General features: G+C 69.8%; 14 protein-coding genes and 1 riboswitch. Of the genes, 6 read left to right on the plus strand and 8 right to left on the minus strand.

Annotated elements, in window-relative coordinates; genetic code table 11:
* Positions 1 to 5 precede the first annotated feature (5 nt).
* The 3 genes from HUA76_RS38055 (at position 6) to HUA76_RS38065 (ending at position 2461) form a co-directional block, all read left to right on the plus strand.
* Positions 6 to 725, plus strand: coding sequence for an outer membrane beta-barrel protein (locus tag HUA76_RS38055; protein WP_174456600.1), 720 nt, complete (start codon positions 6 to 8; stop codon positions 723 to 725).
* A gap of 117 nt (positions 726 to 842) precedes the next feature.
* A complete protein-coding gene (locus HUA76_RS38060) occupies positions 843 to 1859 on the plus strand; it encodes a tol-pal system YbgF family protein (RefSeq protein ID WP_174456599.1) in 1017 nt (338 codons plus the stop codon).
* 86 nt (positions 1860 to 1945) lie between these two features.
* Positions 1946 to 2461: a hypothetical protein gene (locus HUA76_RS38065; protein WP_174456598.1), complete on the plus strand. Its 516-nt coding sequence runs from the start codon at positions 1946 to 1948 to the stop codon at positions 2459 to 2461.
* Position 2462: 1 nt separating this feature from the next.
* On the opposite strand, the gene HUA76_RS38070 is transcribed toward HUA76_RS38065, so the two are convergent.
* The 7 genes from HUA76_RS38070 to HUA76_RS38100 form a co-directional block, all read right to left on the minus strand.
* Positions 2463 to 4091 carry a carboxypeptidase-like regulatory domain-containing protein gene (locus tag HUA76_RS38070; protein WP_174456597.1) on the minus strand — a complete coding sequence of 543 codons (1629 nt, stop codon included), beginning with the start codon at positions 4089 to 4091 and terminating at the stop codon, positions 2463 to 2465.
* Positions 4088 to 4678 carry a hypothetical protein gene (locus tag HUA76_RS38075; protein WP_141647954.1) on the minus strand — a complete coding sequence of 197 codons (591 nt, stop codon included), beginning with the start codon at positions 4676 to 4678 and terminating at the stop codon, positions 4088 to 4090. The genes HUA76_RS38070 and HUA76_RS38075 overlap by 4 nt, the downstream gene beginning before the upstream one ends.
* A 19-nt stretch (positions 4679 to 4697) precedes the next feature.
* Positions 4698 to 6590 carry a sigma 54-interacting transcriptional regulator gene (locus tag HUA76_RS38080; RefSeq protein ID WP_174463650.1) on the minus strand — a complete coding sequence of 631 codons (1893 nt, stop codon included), beginning with the start codon at positions 6588 to 6590 and terminating at the stop codon, positions 4698 to 4700.
* A gap of 28 nt (positions 6591 to 6618) precedes the next feature.
* A complete protein-coding gene (locus HUA76_RS38085; protein ID WP_141647956.1) occupies positions 6619 to 7638 on the minus strand; it encodes a hypothetical protein in 1020 nt (339 codons plus the stop codon).
* Positions 7635 to 9716 (minus strand): serine/threonine-protein kinase, encoded by a 2082-nt coding sequence (locus tag HUA76_RS38090; protein ID WP_174463651.1) that lies wholly within the window; start codon positions 9714 to 9716, stop codon positions 7635 to 7637. The genes HUA76_RS38085 and HUA76_RS38090 overlap by 4 nt, the downstream gene beginning before the upstream one ends.
* A 29-nt stretch (positions 9717 to 9745) precedes the next feature.
* Positions 9746 to 10843, minus strand: a complete 1098-nt coding sequence (locus tag HUA76_RS38095; RefSeq protein ID WP_174463652.1) for a 6-phosphofructokinase — start codon at positions 10841 to 10843, stop codon at positions 9746 to 9748.
* 141 nt (positions 10844 to 10984) lie between these two features.
* A complete protein-coding gene (locus HUA76_RS38100) occupies positions 10985 to 11467 on the minus strand; it encodes a hypothetical protein (protein ID WP_174463653.1) in 483 nt (160 codons plus the stop codon).
* 115 nt (positions 11468 to 11582) lie between these two features.
* Here HUA76_RS38100 and HUA76_RS38105 point away from each other — a divergent pair, with 115 nt between their 5' ends.
* Positions 11583 to 12299, plus strand: a complete 717-nt coding sequence (locus tag HUA76_RS38105; RefSeq protein ID WP_254614756.1) for a hypothetical protein — start codon at positions 11583 to 11585, stop codon at positions 12297 to 12299.
* A gap of 149 nt (positions 12300 to 12448) precedes the next feature.
* Here the strand turns inward: HUA76_RS38105 and HUA76_RS38110 are convergent, their stop codons facing one another.
* Complete coding sequence (locus HUA76_RS38110) at positions 12449 to 12865, minus strand: acyl-CoA thioesterase (RefSeq protein ID WP_217440768.1); 417 nt, start codon at positions 12863 to 12865, stop codon at positions 12449 to 12451.
* Positions 12866 to 12997: 132 nt separating this feature from the next.
* Positions 12998 to 13197, minus strand: a riboswitch (cobalamin riboswitch).
* Between the two features lie 141 nt (positions 13198 to 13338).
* Here HUA76_RS38110 and HUA76_RS38115 point away from each other — a divergent pair.
* Positions 13339 to 14679 carry a S1C family serine protease gene (locus HUA76_RS38115; protein WP_174463654.1) on the plus strand — a complete coding sequence of 447 codons (1341 nt, stop codon included), beginning with the start codon at positions 13339 to 13341 and terminating at the stop codon, positions 14677 to 14679.
* Positions 14667 to 15632 (plus strand): FHA domain-containing protein, encoded by a 966-nt coding sequence (locus HUA76_RS38120; RefSeq protein WP_174463655.1) that lies wholly within the window; start codon positions 14667 to 14669, stop codon positions 15630 to 15632. Before HUA76_RS38115 ends, HUA76_RS38120 begins: the two co-directional genes overlap by 13 nt.
* Positions 15633 to 15716 lie beyond the last annotated feature (84 nt).

Raw genomic sequence — 15716 nt, forward strand, 5'->3', positions numbered from 1 at the left:
CTTCGATGCTCCGTCGACTTCCGCTTCTGCTCGCCCTGTTGTTCGCCGCTCCCGCTTTCGCCCAGGACGAGGAGGACGATGGGCCCACCTCGATGGACGGCGTGGGACGCATCACCGTGCAGGGTGGCTGGCGTTCCACCTCCAACGAGACGTTCTACAAGGGCTGGTACGGCCGGACGGGCAACGGCGACCTGGCGCGCGCGCGGAAGACCGGAGGGGGGCCGTTCGGTGTGGCCTCCTTCGCCTATTCGCTGTCGGACCTCGTGGAGCTGGGCATCGACCTGTTCGGGACCGGCTCCCGGCTCTACGTCACGGAACCGGGCGTGGAAGGCCTGCCTCCCACCGAGCGGGGCATCGACACCCTGGCCTACGGCGCGATGCTGGGCCTGCGCTTCCAGAAGCTGCTCCCCGAGGTCGGCCCCTATGGGCTGGTCCCCTTCCTGGGCTTCTTGACCGGTCCCACGCTCATCAGCTCGGAGCGCGACGGAGAGGCCGTGCGGGAGAGAACGACGCAGGCCTGGGCGGGTTCGCTGGGAGCGACATGGCGCTTGTCCTCTCGCTGGGGCATCACCGGTGAGTACCGCTTCATGTTCCTGCGCGGACCCGTGGGCCCCGAGGACGCGAAGATTGGCTCGTTCAGTCTGGGAGGGAGCTGGCTGTCGCTGGGCGTGACGTACACTTTTCCGCCCGAGCCATCACGAGGTCTCCCAGGCTCTGGTTTGTAGCTCGCAGAGCGAGCAGGCGTGGACATTGGAAGGTTGTTTGCTCCCGGAAATGTGACAAAGCCTCCGTGTTGTTCCGGTGCGGAAATTGTCGCCGTATGACCGGGAGAACTCCTTACGATGCGTGAATCGGCCGAGATCGTTACCGGGCCCAGGAAGATGTCCATGCCAGAGCAGGCGAAGACCGAGATTGATAAGGAATTGGCGGACCTCCGCCGCGAAGTCGTCGAGGCCCGCAACCTCGTCATCAAAAGTGACAACCTGCTGAAGAACCTCCACGCGGAGGTGAAGGCGGTCGGCAAGCGTCACGAGGACTTCCAGAAGCGGCAGTGGATTTCGTCCGCGGCGGCCTACGTGCTGTTCGCGGTCATCGCGGTGGGCGCGGCGGTGATGATCACCAGCGCGCGCAGCTCCAGCGCCACCAACGAGCGGGAGCGCCTGGAGAAGATGGTGGCGGACCTGACGGGCCAGCTGGAGAAGCAGCGCTCGGACACCTCCGCGCACCAGACGGCCCAGCGCGGCGCCGCCGAGGTCTACAAGATGATGACCTCGCTGCCCGGCGACGAGCGGCTCAAGGGCATCGACGCGCTGATGAAGCTGGACACCCAGCGCCTCAGCTCGCTGGAGCGCCAGGCCCTCAATGACCGCGCCACGTCGCTGCGCCGCGAGACGGGTGATGCCGCCTTCGAGCGCGGCAAGATCGCCTTCCGCAAGAACGAGATGGACCAGGTCGTCTCGGAGATGGAGCGCTTCCTGGCCATGAACCCGCCGCAGGAGCAGTCGCTGGACGCGTCCTTCTTCCTGGGCACCGCGTACAACCAGCTGCGCAAGCACGACAAGGCCGTGCCCTTGCTGGCCCGCTTCGTGGAGGGAGACCGCAACTCCAAGACGCGCGACTACGCCATGCTGCTGCTGGCCCAGTCGTACCAGGAGGTCGGGCAGATGGAGAAGGCGCTGGAGACGGCGCGTGACGCGGCTGGTGCGTACCTCAACAGCCAGTACCAGATGCAGTTCCGCAGCCGCATCGCCATGGTGAAGCGCGCCATGAACGGCAACACGGAGGCCGCGGGTCCCGCGCCCGCCGCCGCCCCCGCCGCGGCCCCCACCCAGCAGGTGGCGAGCCCCGCGGGCCAGTAGTCCCTGGACGCACCCCGCCCGCCTGTCGGGTGGGGTGACACGGAAGCGTTGCCACGCGGGGTCCACAGTCATAAGACCTGGACCCCGTGTCCGCTCCCGACCCTCGGAAAGATCCTCGCTTCCGCCGCTACCGTGGTGCCGCGTATGGGGTCTACATCGCGCTCACCACGCTCTTCTCGCTGTGGATCATCTGGAACGTGAGCCGCTCGGTGGCGGCCATGACGCCAGAGGAGTTGCCACCCGCGGCCACGACGCTCAGCTTCCAGGAGTGTCTGGCGGGTGCCCGGGCCCTGTGGGACGAGCTGGAGGCGGGGCGCGAGAAGCTGGTGCGCGTGTCGCCCGCGCGAGACACGGACCAGGAATGGATGCGCTTCCGGACCTCGTGGCTGGCGCGGATGCGCGAGCGGGAGTCCCAGTGCGATTTGAAGGCCCGCGAGCGCGCGCCGTTGCGCACCGTGTACCGCCGCCTGGAGGTGGTGCTGGACCTCTACACCACGCACGCGGTGCAGTACGCGGACGAGGTGGGCGGCACGGTGGACTCGTTCCACGCCGCCTTCCAGGCCGCCAGCGCCAGTCCGGCCGCCACGTCCCCCCGGCCGTGAGTCAGCGCACCGGCAGCAGCGCGGTGTAGCGGCCCAGCGTGTCCGTCACGGACTGGGCCAGCAGCACGGAGGAGGGGCGCCCCTCCACGTTCACTACCCGATAGAAGCGGATGGACGTGAAGGGCAGGCCCGGAGGCACGCCCGGCTCTCGCGTCGACGACAGCACCCGGCCGCGCAAGGTGCGGCCCCGCTGGAGGGCGAAGGCCGTCACGGCCTGCTCGGAGCCGTCATTGGCGGGCAGCACCGAGACGAAGCGGCTGACGCGGGGCAGGTTCTCACCCGGCACGACGTCCAGCCGGTAGAGGGCGGGGTCCAACCGCAGCACGTATTCGCCGTTGGCGTCCGTGAGGGTCTCCGAGGCGAGGTTGGGCGGAAGCAGCCGGCCGGGGACGACGTCCACGGGCTCCACCACCAGCCGCACGCCCGCGGCGGGGGAGACGTTGTCGGGCTGCAGGAGCCGGCCGCGCGCCACGCGGCGGTTGACGCACACCACGTCCGGCAACACCGTGTCCTCGCGAGGCACCACGGCCGCGGAGGTGGTGAGCCCCGAGGTGGAGCCGGCGGGAGGCACCACCACCAGCTCCAGCGGGGACTCGGTGGCGCTGGGCAGGGAGCGCAGCTCGAAGCGGCCTTCCTCGTCCGTCGTCGCCACGGCGCTCTGGAAGCTCCCGCCTCCTCCCACGCGCCCCTGGATCGACACCGTGGCGGCGACGACAGGCCGGCCGTCCAGGGCCACCACGCGTCCCGACACCCGCACCGGGGCGCCGAAGTCACCCAGTTCCAGCGGGCCGGGCAAGGGGACGCTCGGGTCCACCGTGAAGGTCTGCTGGGGCAGGAGCGCGCCCGCGTCCCGTGCCGTCACGCGCAGCAGCACCGTGGAGGCACTCGCGGCCACAGGCGGCAGCGCCAGCGCGAAGGCGCCCGTGCCGCGATTCACGGGAACGCGCTGGGAGATTGGCTTCAGCTCGGCGTCCAGGGCCTCCACCGAGAGGTCCGCGTCCAGCGGCGCGCCCCCGTGTCCGGTCAACTGCCCTTGCACGGGCACCACGGCGTCGGCGGCGGGCAGCAGCCACTCCAGCGCGAGCGCCTCGCCTGGGAACACGGTGCCCAGGTTCGTCATGGGCGGCACCAGGAGGTCCTCGGCGAGCACCGTCACCGCGTACTGGCCGCTGGCCACCGGCAGGGTCCACTGCCCGTTGTCCGGCACCAGCGTCGCCTCGTGGTAGCGGGCCACCCCGGGGATGAGGGCGCTCGTGCCGACGGCGCGCACGACGAGCGGCTCGGAGTAGGGACGGGAGGTGGTGGTCGACGACGCGGGCGGCACCGTCGAGCGCAGCGTCGTCCCGCGCAGCGAGGCCTTGTCGAACAGCTCCAGGTTCTGCTCGGCCCGCAGGCGACCCACCGGGAAGTCCTGCGCGTACAGGCCGAGGGCGGGGTTGGGCGTCACCTCCACGACGATGTCCTGGCCCGGGTCGCCGCAGCCGTCCACGAAGCACACCTCGTTGGAGGCGCAGTCCGCGTCCGAGCGGCAGACGAGCAGGGAATCCTCCGGCTCCTCTTCCAGCAGGGCACAGCCGGTGCCCCAGAGCAGCGTGAGCGCGAGGAGGAGCCGCGCGGGGCCCCCCTTCATCGGCAGTCCCCCTGCACCGTGTTCACCACCCAGGAGTAGCTGATGACGAACCCCGGGTCGATGATGGAGCCTCCGTCGGGCAGGTTCACCACCTGCGATTCGGGCTCGCGGTCCGTGAGCTCCGCGTCGCTCACCAGCGCCTCCACCAGGTGCTGGCCCGGCGTGCTCAGCTCCGCGTTCGCCGAGGCCAGGTTGATGCGCAGCGTGCCCCGGTCCGGACGGCGGGCCTCGCCGTTGTTCGTCAGGGCGATTTCCCGGTACGGCCCACGCGGGTCCTGCGGGCTGTAGTCGATGAACCAGTGCACCTTGATGCGGTCATCCACGTCCGGGTCCTCGACGGCGACCTCGAACGTCAGCTCGCACCGGCTCCCGCCGAAGTCCTGGATGATGTGCTCCTGCGGCAACACCAGCGACTCGATGATGCGCGGCGAGCGGTTCATGAAGCGCGGAGGCTCGTCGAGCAGGGTGTCGTCCTGGGGCAACAGGCAGCCGACGAGCAGGCCCAGACTCGCGGCCAGCACGCACGTCGCCCAGCCCTGGCCGGAGCGCCTGTCCCAGACTTCTCGCCGCGTCGTCGAGTCCATCACCAGTGCGACTGGGGCCGCTTCAGAGCAGCTCCTCGCCCTCCTCGGGGGGCAGGGGCCGCCCGGTCTTCTCCGCTTCCAGCTTCTCCAGGTGGCGGAAGATGGTGCGAGGGTCCACGCCCAGGTCCTTGGCCGTCTTCGTCCGGTTGCCGTTGTTCCGCGCCAACACTTCGTTGATGTAACGCTTCTGGAATTCTTCCTTGGCCTGGAGCAGCGGCATGATGGGCTCCAGGTTCTCCGGCTTGAGGTCCAGGTCGTCGGGGCCCAGCAGCGGCTTGTCTGACAGCACCACCGCCTTCTTGATGCGGTTCTCCAGCTCGCGGATGTTGCCGGGCCAGCCGTACTTCTTCATGGACACGGCGGCGGACGGGGTGAAGCCCTTGGCCCGGGAGTTGAACTCGCGCGAGTACTTGTGGAGGAAGAACTTGCCCAGCACGACGACGTCCTCGCCGCGCTCGCGCAGGGGCGGCAGCTTCAGGGTGACGACGTTGAGCCGGTAGTAGAGGTCCTCACGGAAGGTGTTCCGCTTCACCTCGTCCTCGAGCACCTTGTTGGTGGCGGCGACGACGCGGATGTCCACCGGCTCGCCGCGGTTGTCGCCCACCTTGTAGACGATCTTCTCCTGGAGCGCGCGCAGCAGCTTCACCTGGAGCTGGAGCGGCATCTCGCCAATCTCGTCCAGGAAGAGGGTGCCGCTGATGGCGGCCTGGAACTTGCCCGCCTTGGTGGCCACCGCGCCGGTGAAGGCGCCCTTCACGTGGCCGAACAGCTCGCTCTCCAGCAGGTTCTCCGGAATCGCGCCGCAGTTGATGGTGATGAAGGGGCCCTTCACGCGGGGCGAGCGGCGGTGGATCTCCCGGGCGATCAGCTCCTTGCCGGTGCCCGTCTCGCCGGTGATGAGCACGGAGATGTCCGTGGGGGCAATCTTGTCGATGCGCTTGTACACGTCGCGCATGCCCTGACAGGCCCCGACGATGTCGCCATAGCGCTGGTCCTCCAGCTTCCGGCGCAGCTCCGTGACGTCGAGCTTGAGGTCGTTGACCAGCATCGCGTTCTGCAGGACGAGCGACGCCTGGGCCGCGAAGATGGTGAGCATGTCCGCGCTCTTGGGCTCGAACCGGTTCACCAGCCGGTCATTGCCCACGTAGATGACGCCGAACAGGTCCCCCTTGTGCATCAGCGGCACGCACATGACGGAGTGCACGCGCAGGTTGACGACGGACTCGCTGGCCTTGAACTCGGGCGCGTCCACCGCGTCCGCGACGATGAGGGGCCGCTGCTCCTTGACCACCTTGGCGATGATGGAGTCGGACAGCTTCTCCACCGCGTCCTCGATGTTCTCCCGGGCCACGTTGCGCGCGACCTTCACGCGCGGGTCCCCGCTCTCCATGAGGATGAGGAAGCCCTTGTCGGCGCGCGTCACCTCGATGGCCTCGTCCATCAGGCTCTCGAGGATGCGCTCCACGTCGTAGAGGGCCAGCAGCCGTTCGCTGAACGCGGTGAGCCGCCGCAGCATGGCCAGCTCTCGGCCGGGCACGCCGGGCAGCTCCGTGGTGTGCGAGTCCGCGGTTTCCGGACTGGCCACCGCGTCGCGGTGAGGCGTGAGGGCGGAGGGGGGGGGCGCGCGCGGCGCGTCCTCGCGGGCGAACGTCAGCTCGGTGCCGCCCACGCGGACCACGTCGCCGGTGGCGAGCGCGTGTGAGTCGCGCTTCTTGCCGTTGACGTGGAAGGTGGCGCCCAGGCTGCCGACTTCGTAGCGACTGCCGTCGAACGTGACGTGCAGGGCGCTGTCGGGCACGCCGGAGTCTTCGAGCGGGATGTCGTTGTCCGGGCTCCGGCCGATGCTGGTGATGCGCTTGTGCAGGGCGACCGCGCGGACCTTGCCATCAGGACTGCGGACGGTGAGGCTGGCCATAGGGCTTCACGTACCTGGAGAAAAAGGCTCAGAAGGAGAGGGTGAGTCCGGCGCCGAGTCCGCCGGAAGTAGGGTACAGCCCCAGCCGTGCGGTGGGGCGAGGCGCGGTCGCGCGCGGCGGCCGGGAGACCGAGGACTCCGAGCGGGGCGCGTTGGAAGAGGGCGGATCTCGCGTCTCCACCGAGGTGCGTACCACCTGGTCCTCGTGGTGGTACAGCGCGTCCACCACGCCCAGCGCATAGATGGTGTAGAAGCCGGCGGCGGACGCCAGCTTGAGCAACTGCCACGTGTCCCGCTGACGCTCGCGGTTGGTGGGGATGTAGCGGATGGTGATGGACGCCTTGCCATCCTCGTCGAGCACGTTGTCCAGCTCGAGGGGCCGCTCCTCGAAGAGCGACTCGTAGGCGAAGTAGGAGATGATGCTCGTCACGGCGAGCACACCTTCGGTGGCGGCGAAGACGATGCCCAGGCTGTTGCGGCCTTGCTGGAACTGGCCCGCGCCGAACGGCACGAAGTTGACCAGGAAGTTGCGCTTCTCCACCGTGCGGACGTTGACCTGACTGGCCAGCTCCTCGGCGCGGCGACGGAGGACCTCGGCTTCCATGCGCTCACGTTCGCGGCGCTCGGCCTCGGCCTTCTCGCGCTCCTGGCGCAGTCGGCGCTCCTGCCGGAGGAACTCCAGCTCATTGGTCATGTCGTCCTTGATGCTCTCCAGGAAGGTCACCGCCGGGGGCGGGACGACGAACGGGTCCAGGCTGAAATCGGGGTCCAGTCGGAGCAGGGCGCGCAGGTGACGCGAGGCCTCCTCGGTGCGTCCCAGGTTGAAGGCGGCGAGTCCGGCCAGCTTGTGCAGCTCCACCAGCTCGTCCTCGTTGAGCCCGCCACGGTCGATGCGGGCACCCGCGCGGTCCAGGACCTCGGCGTACTTGCCGTATTCGAAGCTGGCGCGCAGGGCGGCGACCTCCGGGTCTCCGGCCTCCTGCGCGAGCGAGCCGGCCGGGGTCCACAGCACGAGCCAGAGCGAGATGAACGCGAACCTTCGACTCATTCGGGGCGCAGGCTCCCGTGCAGAAGGGTGGGCTCGCCGGGACGCAGGTGCACCACGCGTCGCTCCGTCTGGAAGCCCGGATGGGAGATCTCCACCGTGACGGTGTGCTGGAAGCCCGCGGGCCCGCGTGGCGAGCGAATCTCGAACGGGTGCTGGACGCTGTCGCGCGCGGTGCGCACCTGGTCGCCCACGCGCACGGTGGCCTCGGCGGGCTCGTACTCGAGCGACAGCGGCGCCGACTTGGGCTGGGCGCGCAGGTGGAAGATGTTCTCCCCGTCGGGCTGCACGTCGATGGTCTCCACCACGTCCTCGCAGTAGTCGCAGGAGATGGTGATGGCGTGTGGGCCGGGGGCCATCTCCACGTCGTGCTTCTGGAGGGCCTGGGCGCTGGGCATGCCATCGTCCACGCGAATGAGCCCGAAGGGCCGCACGAGGATGGACACCAGGATCTTCTTCGACGCGGATTTCCGGCCGGCGACGCGGTCCTCGCCTGGACCTCCCGGCAGGGCGCGGGCGTCCTCCTGGGCCCCTCCGGTGGGACGTACCGCGCTCGCGCGCGCCGCGCTTCCGCCCGAGGCGGGGGCCTGCCGGGTGTCGGGACGGCCGACGAGGGACTCCATGCGGGAGGAGGTGGCTTCGGGGGTGTAGCCCGGGGGGAATCGCGACGGATCGGCGCTCCTCGTGCGAGCTCCGTCGGTCGGCGTGGCGGGACGAAGGTTCGGTCGGGGAGCCGTGTCCACGGTGCCGGAGCCGGGGGGCTCGCGCGCGTCCGTGTCCGGGTTTCCCGAGCCGAGTGTTCCCTCGGGGCTGGAGTTTCCGACCCCGCCGTTCGCGCCATCATGACTGGTGTCGCCGGAGCCCGGGTTGACGCCCTCGCCGCCCTTGGGAGGACTGTCCGTGCCCGGCTGGAGGGCCGCCGCATCCGCGCGTGCGTGGTACGCCTTGTAGGCGCCCAGGCTCACGGCCGTGGCGGTGACCAGTCCCACCGCCAGCCGGATGCCGCGCCGCCGCCAGGTCTTCACGCGCTGCGCGCGCTGGATGCCCTTGAGCAACCCGAGCGCCCGCGCGTTCTGCGCGTCCAACGCCAGCACATGATTGAGACTGCCGAGCGCCCTCGACGTGCGCTTCTCCGAAAGCAGCCGCTCTCCTCGCTCCAGCAGCCTGGCGACGATGCGCTGCCGCGCCAGCTTCCGGTACGACGGTGGATCGGCGAAGAACGACACCAGCTCCTCGCCCACCCGGGAGAAGCCCAGGCCCGCGAGGTAGTCCGCCAGCGCGTCACGCAGCTTGCTTGCGTCCGGATATCGCTGCTGAGGATCTCTCTGGAGACAGCGCGCGCAAATGTCCGCCAGCTCGTCCGACAGGGCGGGGAGGCGGCGGCGCGGATCCTCGTAGTCACCGTCGAGGATGCGCTTGAGCGTGGCCGTGGTGTTGGGCGCGGAGAAGGGCAGCCGCCCCGTCATGGCCGCGTAGAACATGATGCCCACGCTGAAGACGTCCGCCTCGGGGCCCGCCTCCAGGCCCTCGATGATCTCCGGGGACATGTGCGCGGGCGAGCCCACGAGCGAGCCCGTCACCGTCATCCGCTCCTCGATGTCGAGCAGCCGGGCGATGCCGAAGTCCATGAGCTTGAGGATGCCGTCCTCGCGCACCATGACGTTCTCGGGCTTGAGGTCGCGGTGGATGACGCCGGCCTCGTGCGCATGCGCGAGCGCCGCCGCCAACTCGTGGATGATCATCGCCGCCAGCTCCGGCGGATCCAGCGGACCTTCGTCCAGGACCGTCTTGAGCGTCCGGCCACGGATGTACTCGGTGACGATGAACGCGTCCTGCGCGTCCGCGGCGGAGAAGTCGAACACCTCCAGGATGTTGGGGTGGTGCAGCTTCGCCACGGCGCGGGCCTCGCGGGCCAGCCGCCTGCGCGACTCGTCCTTGCCGGCCAGGTGCGGGTGCAGCACCTTCACCGCGACTTCACGGTCCAGGGCCGTGTCGAGCCCTTTGTACACGACGCTCATGCCCCCCGAGCCGAGTTGCTCGAGGATGCGATAACGACCGATATGGCGGCCGACGAGCGTCATGACATGCGGCGGTTGTGCCTGCCCCTCCCTCAGTCCCCGAAGCTGATGCCCATGCTCTTGGCGAAGCGCACCAGTTCGCCGGATGGGTCCACCCGGCGCTCCTTTCGCGACTCGCTCAGAGGTACAGCGACGAGCTGCCCGGCGCGCAGGGCCACCATGTGGTCCCACTGTCCGTCGCGCACCAGGTCCAACACCCCACAACCATAGCGCGTCGCCAGCACGCGGTCCGCCGCGCTCGGACTTCCTCCTCGCTGGAGATGCCCCAGCACATTCACCCGAATCTCCGCCTCGATGTGCTGCGCCAGCAGATCCGCGCACACCTTGCCGGAGCCGCCCAGTCGCACCACGCCTCGCCCGGGGACGTCTTCGGCCCGGTCCAGCACGGCCAGCGTGCCGCCCACGGGGAACGCGCCCTCGGAGATGGCGATGATGGAGAAGCTGCGGCGGCGGGTGGCGCGGCGGCGCAGCTTCTCCACGATGGCCTCCACCCGGTACGGAATCTCCGGGATGAGGACGACGTCGGCCCCGCCCGCGAGCCCGCTCTCCAGCGTGAGGAAGCCCGCGTGGCGCCCCATGATCTCCACCAGCATCACCCGGTCGTGGGACTCGGCGGTGGAGTGCAGCCGGTCCAACGCCTCCGTGACGATGAGGCGCGCGGTGTCGAAGCCGAACGTCTGGTCCGTCCCGCTCAAGTCATTGTCGATGGTCTTCGGACAGCCGACCACCTTGAGGCCCTTCTCGCTCAGCCGGTGGCCAATCGACAGCGTGCCGTCACCGCCCACGGCGATGACTCCGTCGAGCTTCAGCGCCTCGCAGCGCCGCAGCACCGCGTCGGACACGTCGCGCTCCACCCAGTGGCCACCTTCGCGGAAGGCATAGAGGAAGGGGTTCGCGCGGTTGGACGTGCCGAGGATGGTGCCGCCCTTGGGCAGGATTCCCCGCGTGTCCTCCTCGGTGAGGGGACGCGTGAGGTCTGGCTCCACCAGCCCCATGTAACCGTTCTCGATGCCCACGAACTCATGGCCGAACTCATGCGTGCCCCGCTTGACGAGGCCACGGATGAGCGCGTTGAGCCCGGGGCAGTCTCCGCCACCGGTGAGGACTCCGAGTCTCAGGGAACGGGCCATAGGGGTCGGACGCGGGTGTCAGAGGGAGGGTGGCCCACCATGACAGCGACGTCGGACCTGATGATAGGAGGCCCCGGAGCCGGGGTGCAACGCGCGAATCATTCGGCAGGTCGGATTTCCGAGTGGAAACGCGAGCTTCCATCAGTCCCGCTTGAGGCGGCGACGAGAAGCAACCCTGTCGAGGAGGGCTTGGAGACGGGGCTGAGGGGCCTTGGGAAGGGCCTTGTCTGTCGGTGACTGTAGGGGCATCTCCCGGGCCATCTGGAAGATCTCGAGCAGCCGTTCCTTGAAGAGCTCGTTGTCCGGACGCTCCTGGAGGGCGCGGCGATAGGCGGCGGCGGCCCCCACGTAGTCCCCGAGGGCGAACAGGCGCTCACCCTCTTGCGCGGGTGAGGAGGGACCGACCGGCAGCTCCGGCTCCTCGGGCGGGCGGGCGGCCTCCAGCTTCTGGAGTTCCAGGGGGAGCAGGGACTCGCGCACGTTGGCGAGCTTGTCGGCGAGCGAGGCGTCATCCGGGAAGGCATGGGTGAGCGTCTCGTAGAGGTCGACCGCCTCGACGAGCTCGCCACGGCGCAGGGCTCGGTCGGCGCGTGCCTCCATCTCCACCCGGGCTGCAGGAGTCATCTGGGCGCGAGGTTACCCGCGCCGCCCGGGGATGTCACAACGAAGGCATGTGAGCGGTGACTTCGCCGCGCCCGGGGGCACGGGGTATCCGTGGGTTCGTCGTTTCTCGGGGCCCATGACCTGGCCTGCGGATGTGACGCGGGGGGCCTATGCTCGCGGCGTGAATCTCGCGTGGGCGGCTGGAGGCTGGTTGCTGCTGTCGGGCGCGCTCGGCTCCGAGCTGCGTCGAGACGGCTACGTGCTGCGGCCGCCGGAGCGCTTCCACATGGTGCGGTGGGAGCCTTACGTGGGCTCGGTGGCGGGAGCGGTGTCGCTCGACGCGGAGGCGACGCGGAGCCTGTCGGCGGCGCTGGCGGATGGGGAGGGGCCCGAGGCGGCGACGATGCTGGTCTCGGTGGTGGAGCGGAGTTTCTCCGCCAGTCCTTCGGAGCGGGATGACTTCGCGTCGGCGGTGATGCAGCACTTCCAGCGGGAGCTGGGGGTGACGCTGTCTCCGGAGCGCGTGGACCGGGTGGGTGGAATCGTTCCGCGAGTGGAGGTGCTGGGCACGCTGCGCGAGGCGGGACAGGTTCGCACGGTGCTGGTGGCGGGGCTCGCGTCCGAGGGCCGGCACGTGGTGGTGGTGGTGAGCGCGCCGGCGGTGCGCTGGGAGTCGCTGGCTCCGGGGGTGCGCGCGTCGCTGGATACGTTCCGGTTGGAGGCGACGACCGCGCCGGGCGTGGTGCCGCGCCGGGTGCTGGGGGCGCTCGCGGGAGCACTGGCCGGGGCGCTGGTGGCGTCGTACGCGGCGTGGCGCCGGATGCGGGCGGGGCAGGGTACTTCCGAGGCGTGACGACGCCGCGCGCGCGTCGCGAGGTCGTCCACGAGTGGATGGCCCACTTCCGCGAGGCATCCCTTCTCCGCGAGGTGGCCCACCTCCGCGAGTAACGAGGTGGGCCGGTCGATTCATCGGGATGTCATGCCGCGACGTTCACCCGAGTGCTACGCGTTCGGTTCTGGCGCCAGCGACGGCACAGCGGTGGGCTTGCGGTGTTCATCCAGCGCGACGAGGACGAAGCGCCCGCGGGTGCACAGCTCGCGCGCGCCGGACAGGAGGTCTTCGGCGAACAGCTCCACGTCCACGGTGACGGAGGTGCGGCCGGTGGAGACCACGCGGCTCACCAGTTCGACGAGCTGTCCCTGTCGCACGGGCGTGTGGAAGTCCACGCGCTCGCTCGACGCGGTGACGACGGTGCGGCGCGTGTAGCGGCTGGCGGTGATGAACGCGGACATGTCCATCAGCCGCAGGGCCTGTCCTCCGAAGAGGGTGCCGTAGTGGTTGGTCTGATCGGGAAACACCATGTCCACCATCCGCGTCTCGGTGGCGGACGATGGAAGCGACGGCTGCATGCTGCTCATGGGATGGACTCCTGGCCCGCAGCGCGCGCACGGGTGGCGGCGGCGACGGGCCGTGAGGGATGGCCGGGCCTTCCCGCGAAGGCCGGGGGCGCAGCTCCACCCGGGGCGCATCAGGCGTCCCGCGTGGGCCGGAGGCAGGTTTTCGGGCTCCGTGGGCCTGTCCAGCGCGCGCCGCTCTCACGGTGCGCGCTGGCTTCCTAGGCGCCGTCCCTTCCCAGCCCGCTCCGGAGCCAGTGCGTTCGACGGCGTTCGTTCCCACTGACCGCTGCGGGGCAGCTCCGGATTCACACCGGATTCCCTTGCTAAACCTCGCGGACCCCCGCGAGGCACCTTCGGCGGGGCGGAACGTAGTCGCTGGCAGGCACGCCGCCAACAGGGCAGGTGGGTCGGCGAGCGCACGCGGGCCTCATGCTCCGGGCCGTGCGCGACTCGGTGCCCAGGCGCTCGGCGCTGGGATAGCGTGCGCGGCATCCATGTTCGTCCTCCTCCTCGTCGCCGTGCTTGGGCAGGCGCCGTCGGTCGCTCCCTCGGAACCGGGCGTGCAGTCCCCTGCTCGAAGCGAACCCGACTCCGCGCCTGCTCCCGCGCCCGAGTCCCCTCCGGCAGTGCTGCCACCGGCCACCCACGAGCTGTTCCAGCGCATCCAGAACCGCGTCGCCCAGGTGCGCATCATCGAGCGGCGCTCGGGTACGCGCTCGTCCATCGGCTCGGCCTTCTTCGTCTCCGCCAGCGGGCACGCCATCACCAACTACCACGTGGTCTCCGACGTGGTGCTCCACCCGGAGGACTACACCGCGGAGCTCGTCCTGCGCAGCGGCGGCGAACCCGTGCCGGCGCGCCTGGTGGACGTGGACGTCGTGCATGACCTGGCCGTCATCCGGATGGATGACGTCGTGAAGGACTTCTTCGCGCTGGAGGACCGCGAGCCGCAGCAGGGCACGCGCCTGTTCGCCATGGGCAATCCCCATGACCTGGGAACCACCATCGTCGAGGGCACCTACAACGGCTTCATCCAGGACTCGCTCTATGAGCGCATCCACTTCAGCGGCGCCATCAATCCGGGCATGAGCGGCGGGCCCACGCTCACGGGGCAGGGGCGCGTGGTGGGCGTCAACGTCGCCACCATGGGAAACCAGCTCGGCTTCCTGGTGCCGGTGAAGCACGCGAGCGCGCTCCTGGCGCGTGCACTGGAGGCGAAGCCGGACAAGGCCCGCACGCTCGTGGACACGGTGCGCGCGCAGCTCGTCGACAACCAGCAGCGCCTCACCGAGCAGCTGATGGCGGCCCCGGTGCCGAAGCAGAAGCTGGGCAGCTACCAGGTCCCCGGCCGGTGGATTCCCTTTCTCAAGTGCTGGGGCGACACGCCGCATGACCCGGAGGTGCCCTACACGGTGACGAACTACCAGTGCTCCTCGGAGGAGGACATCTACCTGTCCTCGCATCACCGCACGGGCGTGGTGGCCTTCCTGCACCAGCAGGCCTCCAGCCAGAAGCTGGGCGCGCTGCGCTTCTCCTCGCTCTACAGCGCGCTGTACGCGCAGGACCCGGACACGGTGGAGGCCTCGCGCGAGGACGTGACCAACTTCCGCTGCACGACGGAGTTCGTGGACGTGGAGGGTCTGCCCGTCCGCGCCGCGCTGTGCCTGCGCGCCTACAAGCGCTTCCCGGGCCTCTATGACCTGGTGCTGCGCGCCGCCGCGCTCAACGCCAGCACCAGCGGCGTCGACACCAGCCTCACGCTGGGCGGCTTCACGGCGGACAACGCGCGCAAGCTGGCGCGCCGCTACCTGGAGGGGCTGTCGTGGACGAAATGATCTTCCTGGAGGTGCTGGAAGGGGATTCCGTCCACGAGCGCCACCGCCTGGAGCGCTTCCCTGCGACGATTGGCCGGGCGTACTCGAACGACGTCATCCTCGATGACCCCAAGGTCTCCCCCGAACACCTGCGCATCGAGCGGCGCGAGGACGGCGCGCTCGTGGTGCGGGATGTGGGCAGCCACAACGGCACCTGGCGCGTGGAGCCCTGGGCACCGCTCGCCGAACTGGAGCTGGCGCCCGATACGCGCGTGGCCGTGGGTGACACGGTGCTGCGCTTCCGGCGCAGGGACCACGCCGTGCCCGGCACCGTCATCACCTCGGCCGTCGCCCCCCGGGAGCGCGTGTTCGAGCACGCCCGCGCGTTCCCCATCGCGATGCTGGCCCTGATCTTCGTCAGCTCGCTCGAGACGCACCTGGGCAACTACGGCCGCACGGATTGGGGCGAGCTGACGGTGGCCGTGGTGACGCCGCTCACGCTGACGTTGCTGTGGGCGGGAGGCTGGGCCGTCGCCAGTCGCATCTCCCGCCGCCGGTTCCACTACCGCACGCATGCCACCATCGGCAGCCTGGTGCTGCTGGGGGCCGTGGCGCTGCCACCGCTCGTGTCGGCGCTGGGCTTCAGCCTGGGGCTGGGCTCGGGCCTGTCCTGGCTGCATCACGCGACGTTCCTCTCGCTCATGGGCTGGGGCCTCTTCTGGCACCTGCGCTACGTGGCGCGGTGGGAACCCGGGCGACTGGTTCGAGTGCTCGTCGTGGTGACGCTCGCCTTCGGCGCCCTGTCCCGCGCGAACGACCTGCTGGGAAACGAGCCCTTCAGCACGTCGCTGGACTTCCCGCGCACGCTGCTGCCGCCGGCCTTCCGCATGACCCGCGCCCAGCCCGTGGAGTCCTTCTTCGAGGAGATGGAGGGGCTCCAGCAGCAGGTGGATGCGCTCGCGAAGGAGGAATAGCCGCGAGGGCCCGACGACGTCACGGGTGGGATGGTGATGTCAGACCTGGAAGGTAGAAGCCTTCCACGCGCGCGAGCACCCTCC

It is taken from the genome of Myxococcus sp. CA056, assembly GCF_013336715.1.
GTDB lineage: Bacteria > Myxococcota > Myxococcia > Myxococcales > Myxococcaceae > Myxococcus > Myxococcus llanfairpwllgwyngyllgogerychwyrndrobwllllantysiliogogogochensis.

Coding starts and splice junctions, on each gene's coding strand:
- HUA76_RS38100 (WP_174463653.1), bottom strand. CDS start 11,467: ATGACTCCTGCAGCCCGGGTGGAGATGGAGGCACGCGCCGACCGAGCC.
- HUA76_RS38070 (WP_174456597.1), bottom strand. CDS start 4,091: ATGAAGGGGGGCCCCGCGCGGCTCCTCCTCGCGCTCACGCTGCTCTGG.
- HUA76_RS38095 (WP_174463652.1), bottom strand. CDS start 10,843: ATGGCCCGTTCCCTGAGACTCGGAGTCCTCACCGGTGGCGGAGACTGC.
- HUA76_RS38105 (WP_254614756.1), top strand. CDS start 11,583: ATGACCTGGCCTGCGGATGTGACGCGGGGGGCCTATGCTCGCGGCGTG.
- HUA76_RS38115 (WP_174463654.1), top strand. CDS start 13,339: ATGTTCGTCCTCCTCCTCGTCGCCGTGCTTGGGCAGGCGCCGTCGGTC.
- HUA76_RS38055 (WP_174456600.1), top strand. CDS start 6: ATGCTCCGTCGACTTCCGCTTCTGCTCGCCCTGTTGTTCGCCGCTCCC.
- HUA76_RS38110 (WP_217440768.1), bottom strand. CDS start 12,865: ATGAGCAGCATGCAGCCGTCGCTTCCATCGTCCGCCACCGAGACGCGG.
- HUA76_RS38060 (WP_174456599.1), top strand. CDS start 843: ATGCGTGAATCGGCCGAGATCGTTACCGGGCCCAGGAAGATGTCCATG.
- HUA76_RS38080 (WP_174463650.1), bottom strand. CDS start 6,590: ATGGCCAGCCTCACCGTCCGCAGTCCTGATGGCAAGGTCCGCGCGGTC.
- HUA76_RS38085 (WP_141647956.1), bottom strand. CDS start 7,638: ATGAGTCGAAGGTTCGCGTTCATCTCGCTCTGGCTCGTGCTGTGGACC.
- HUA76_RS38090 (WP_174463651.1), bottom strand. CDS start 9,716: ATGACGCTCGTCGGCCGCCATATCGGTCGTTATCGCATCCTCGAGCAA.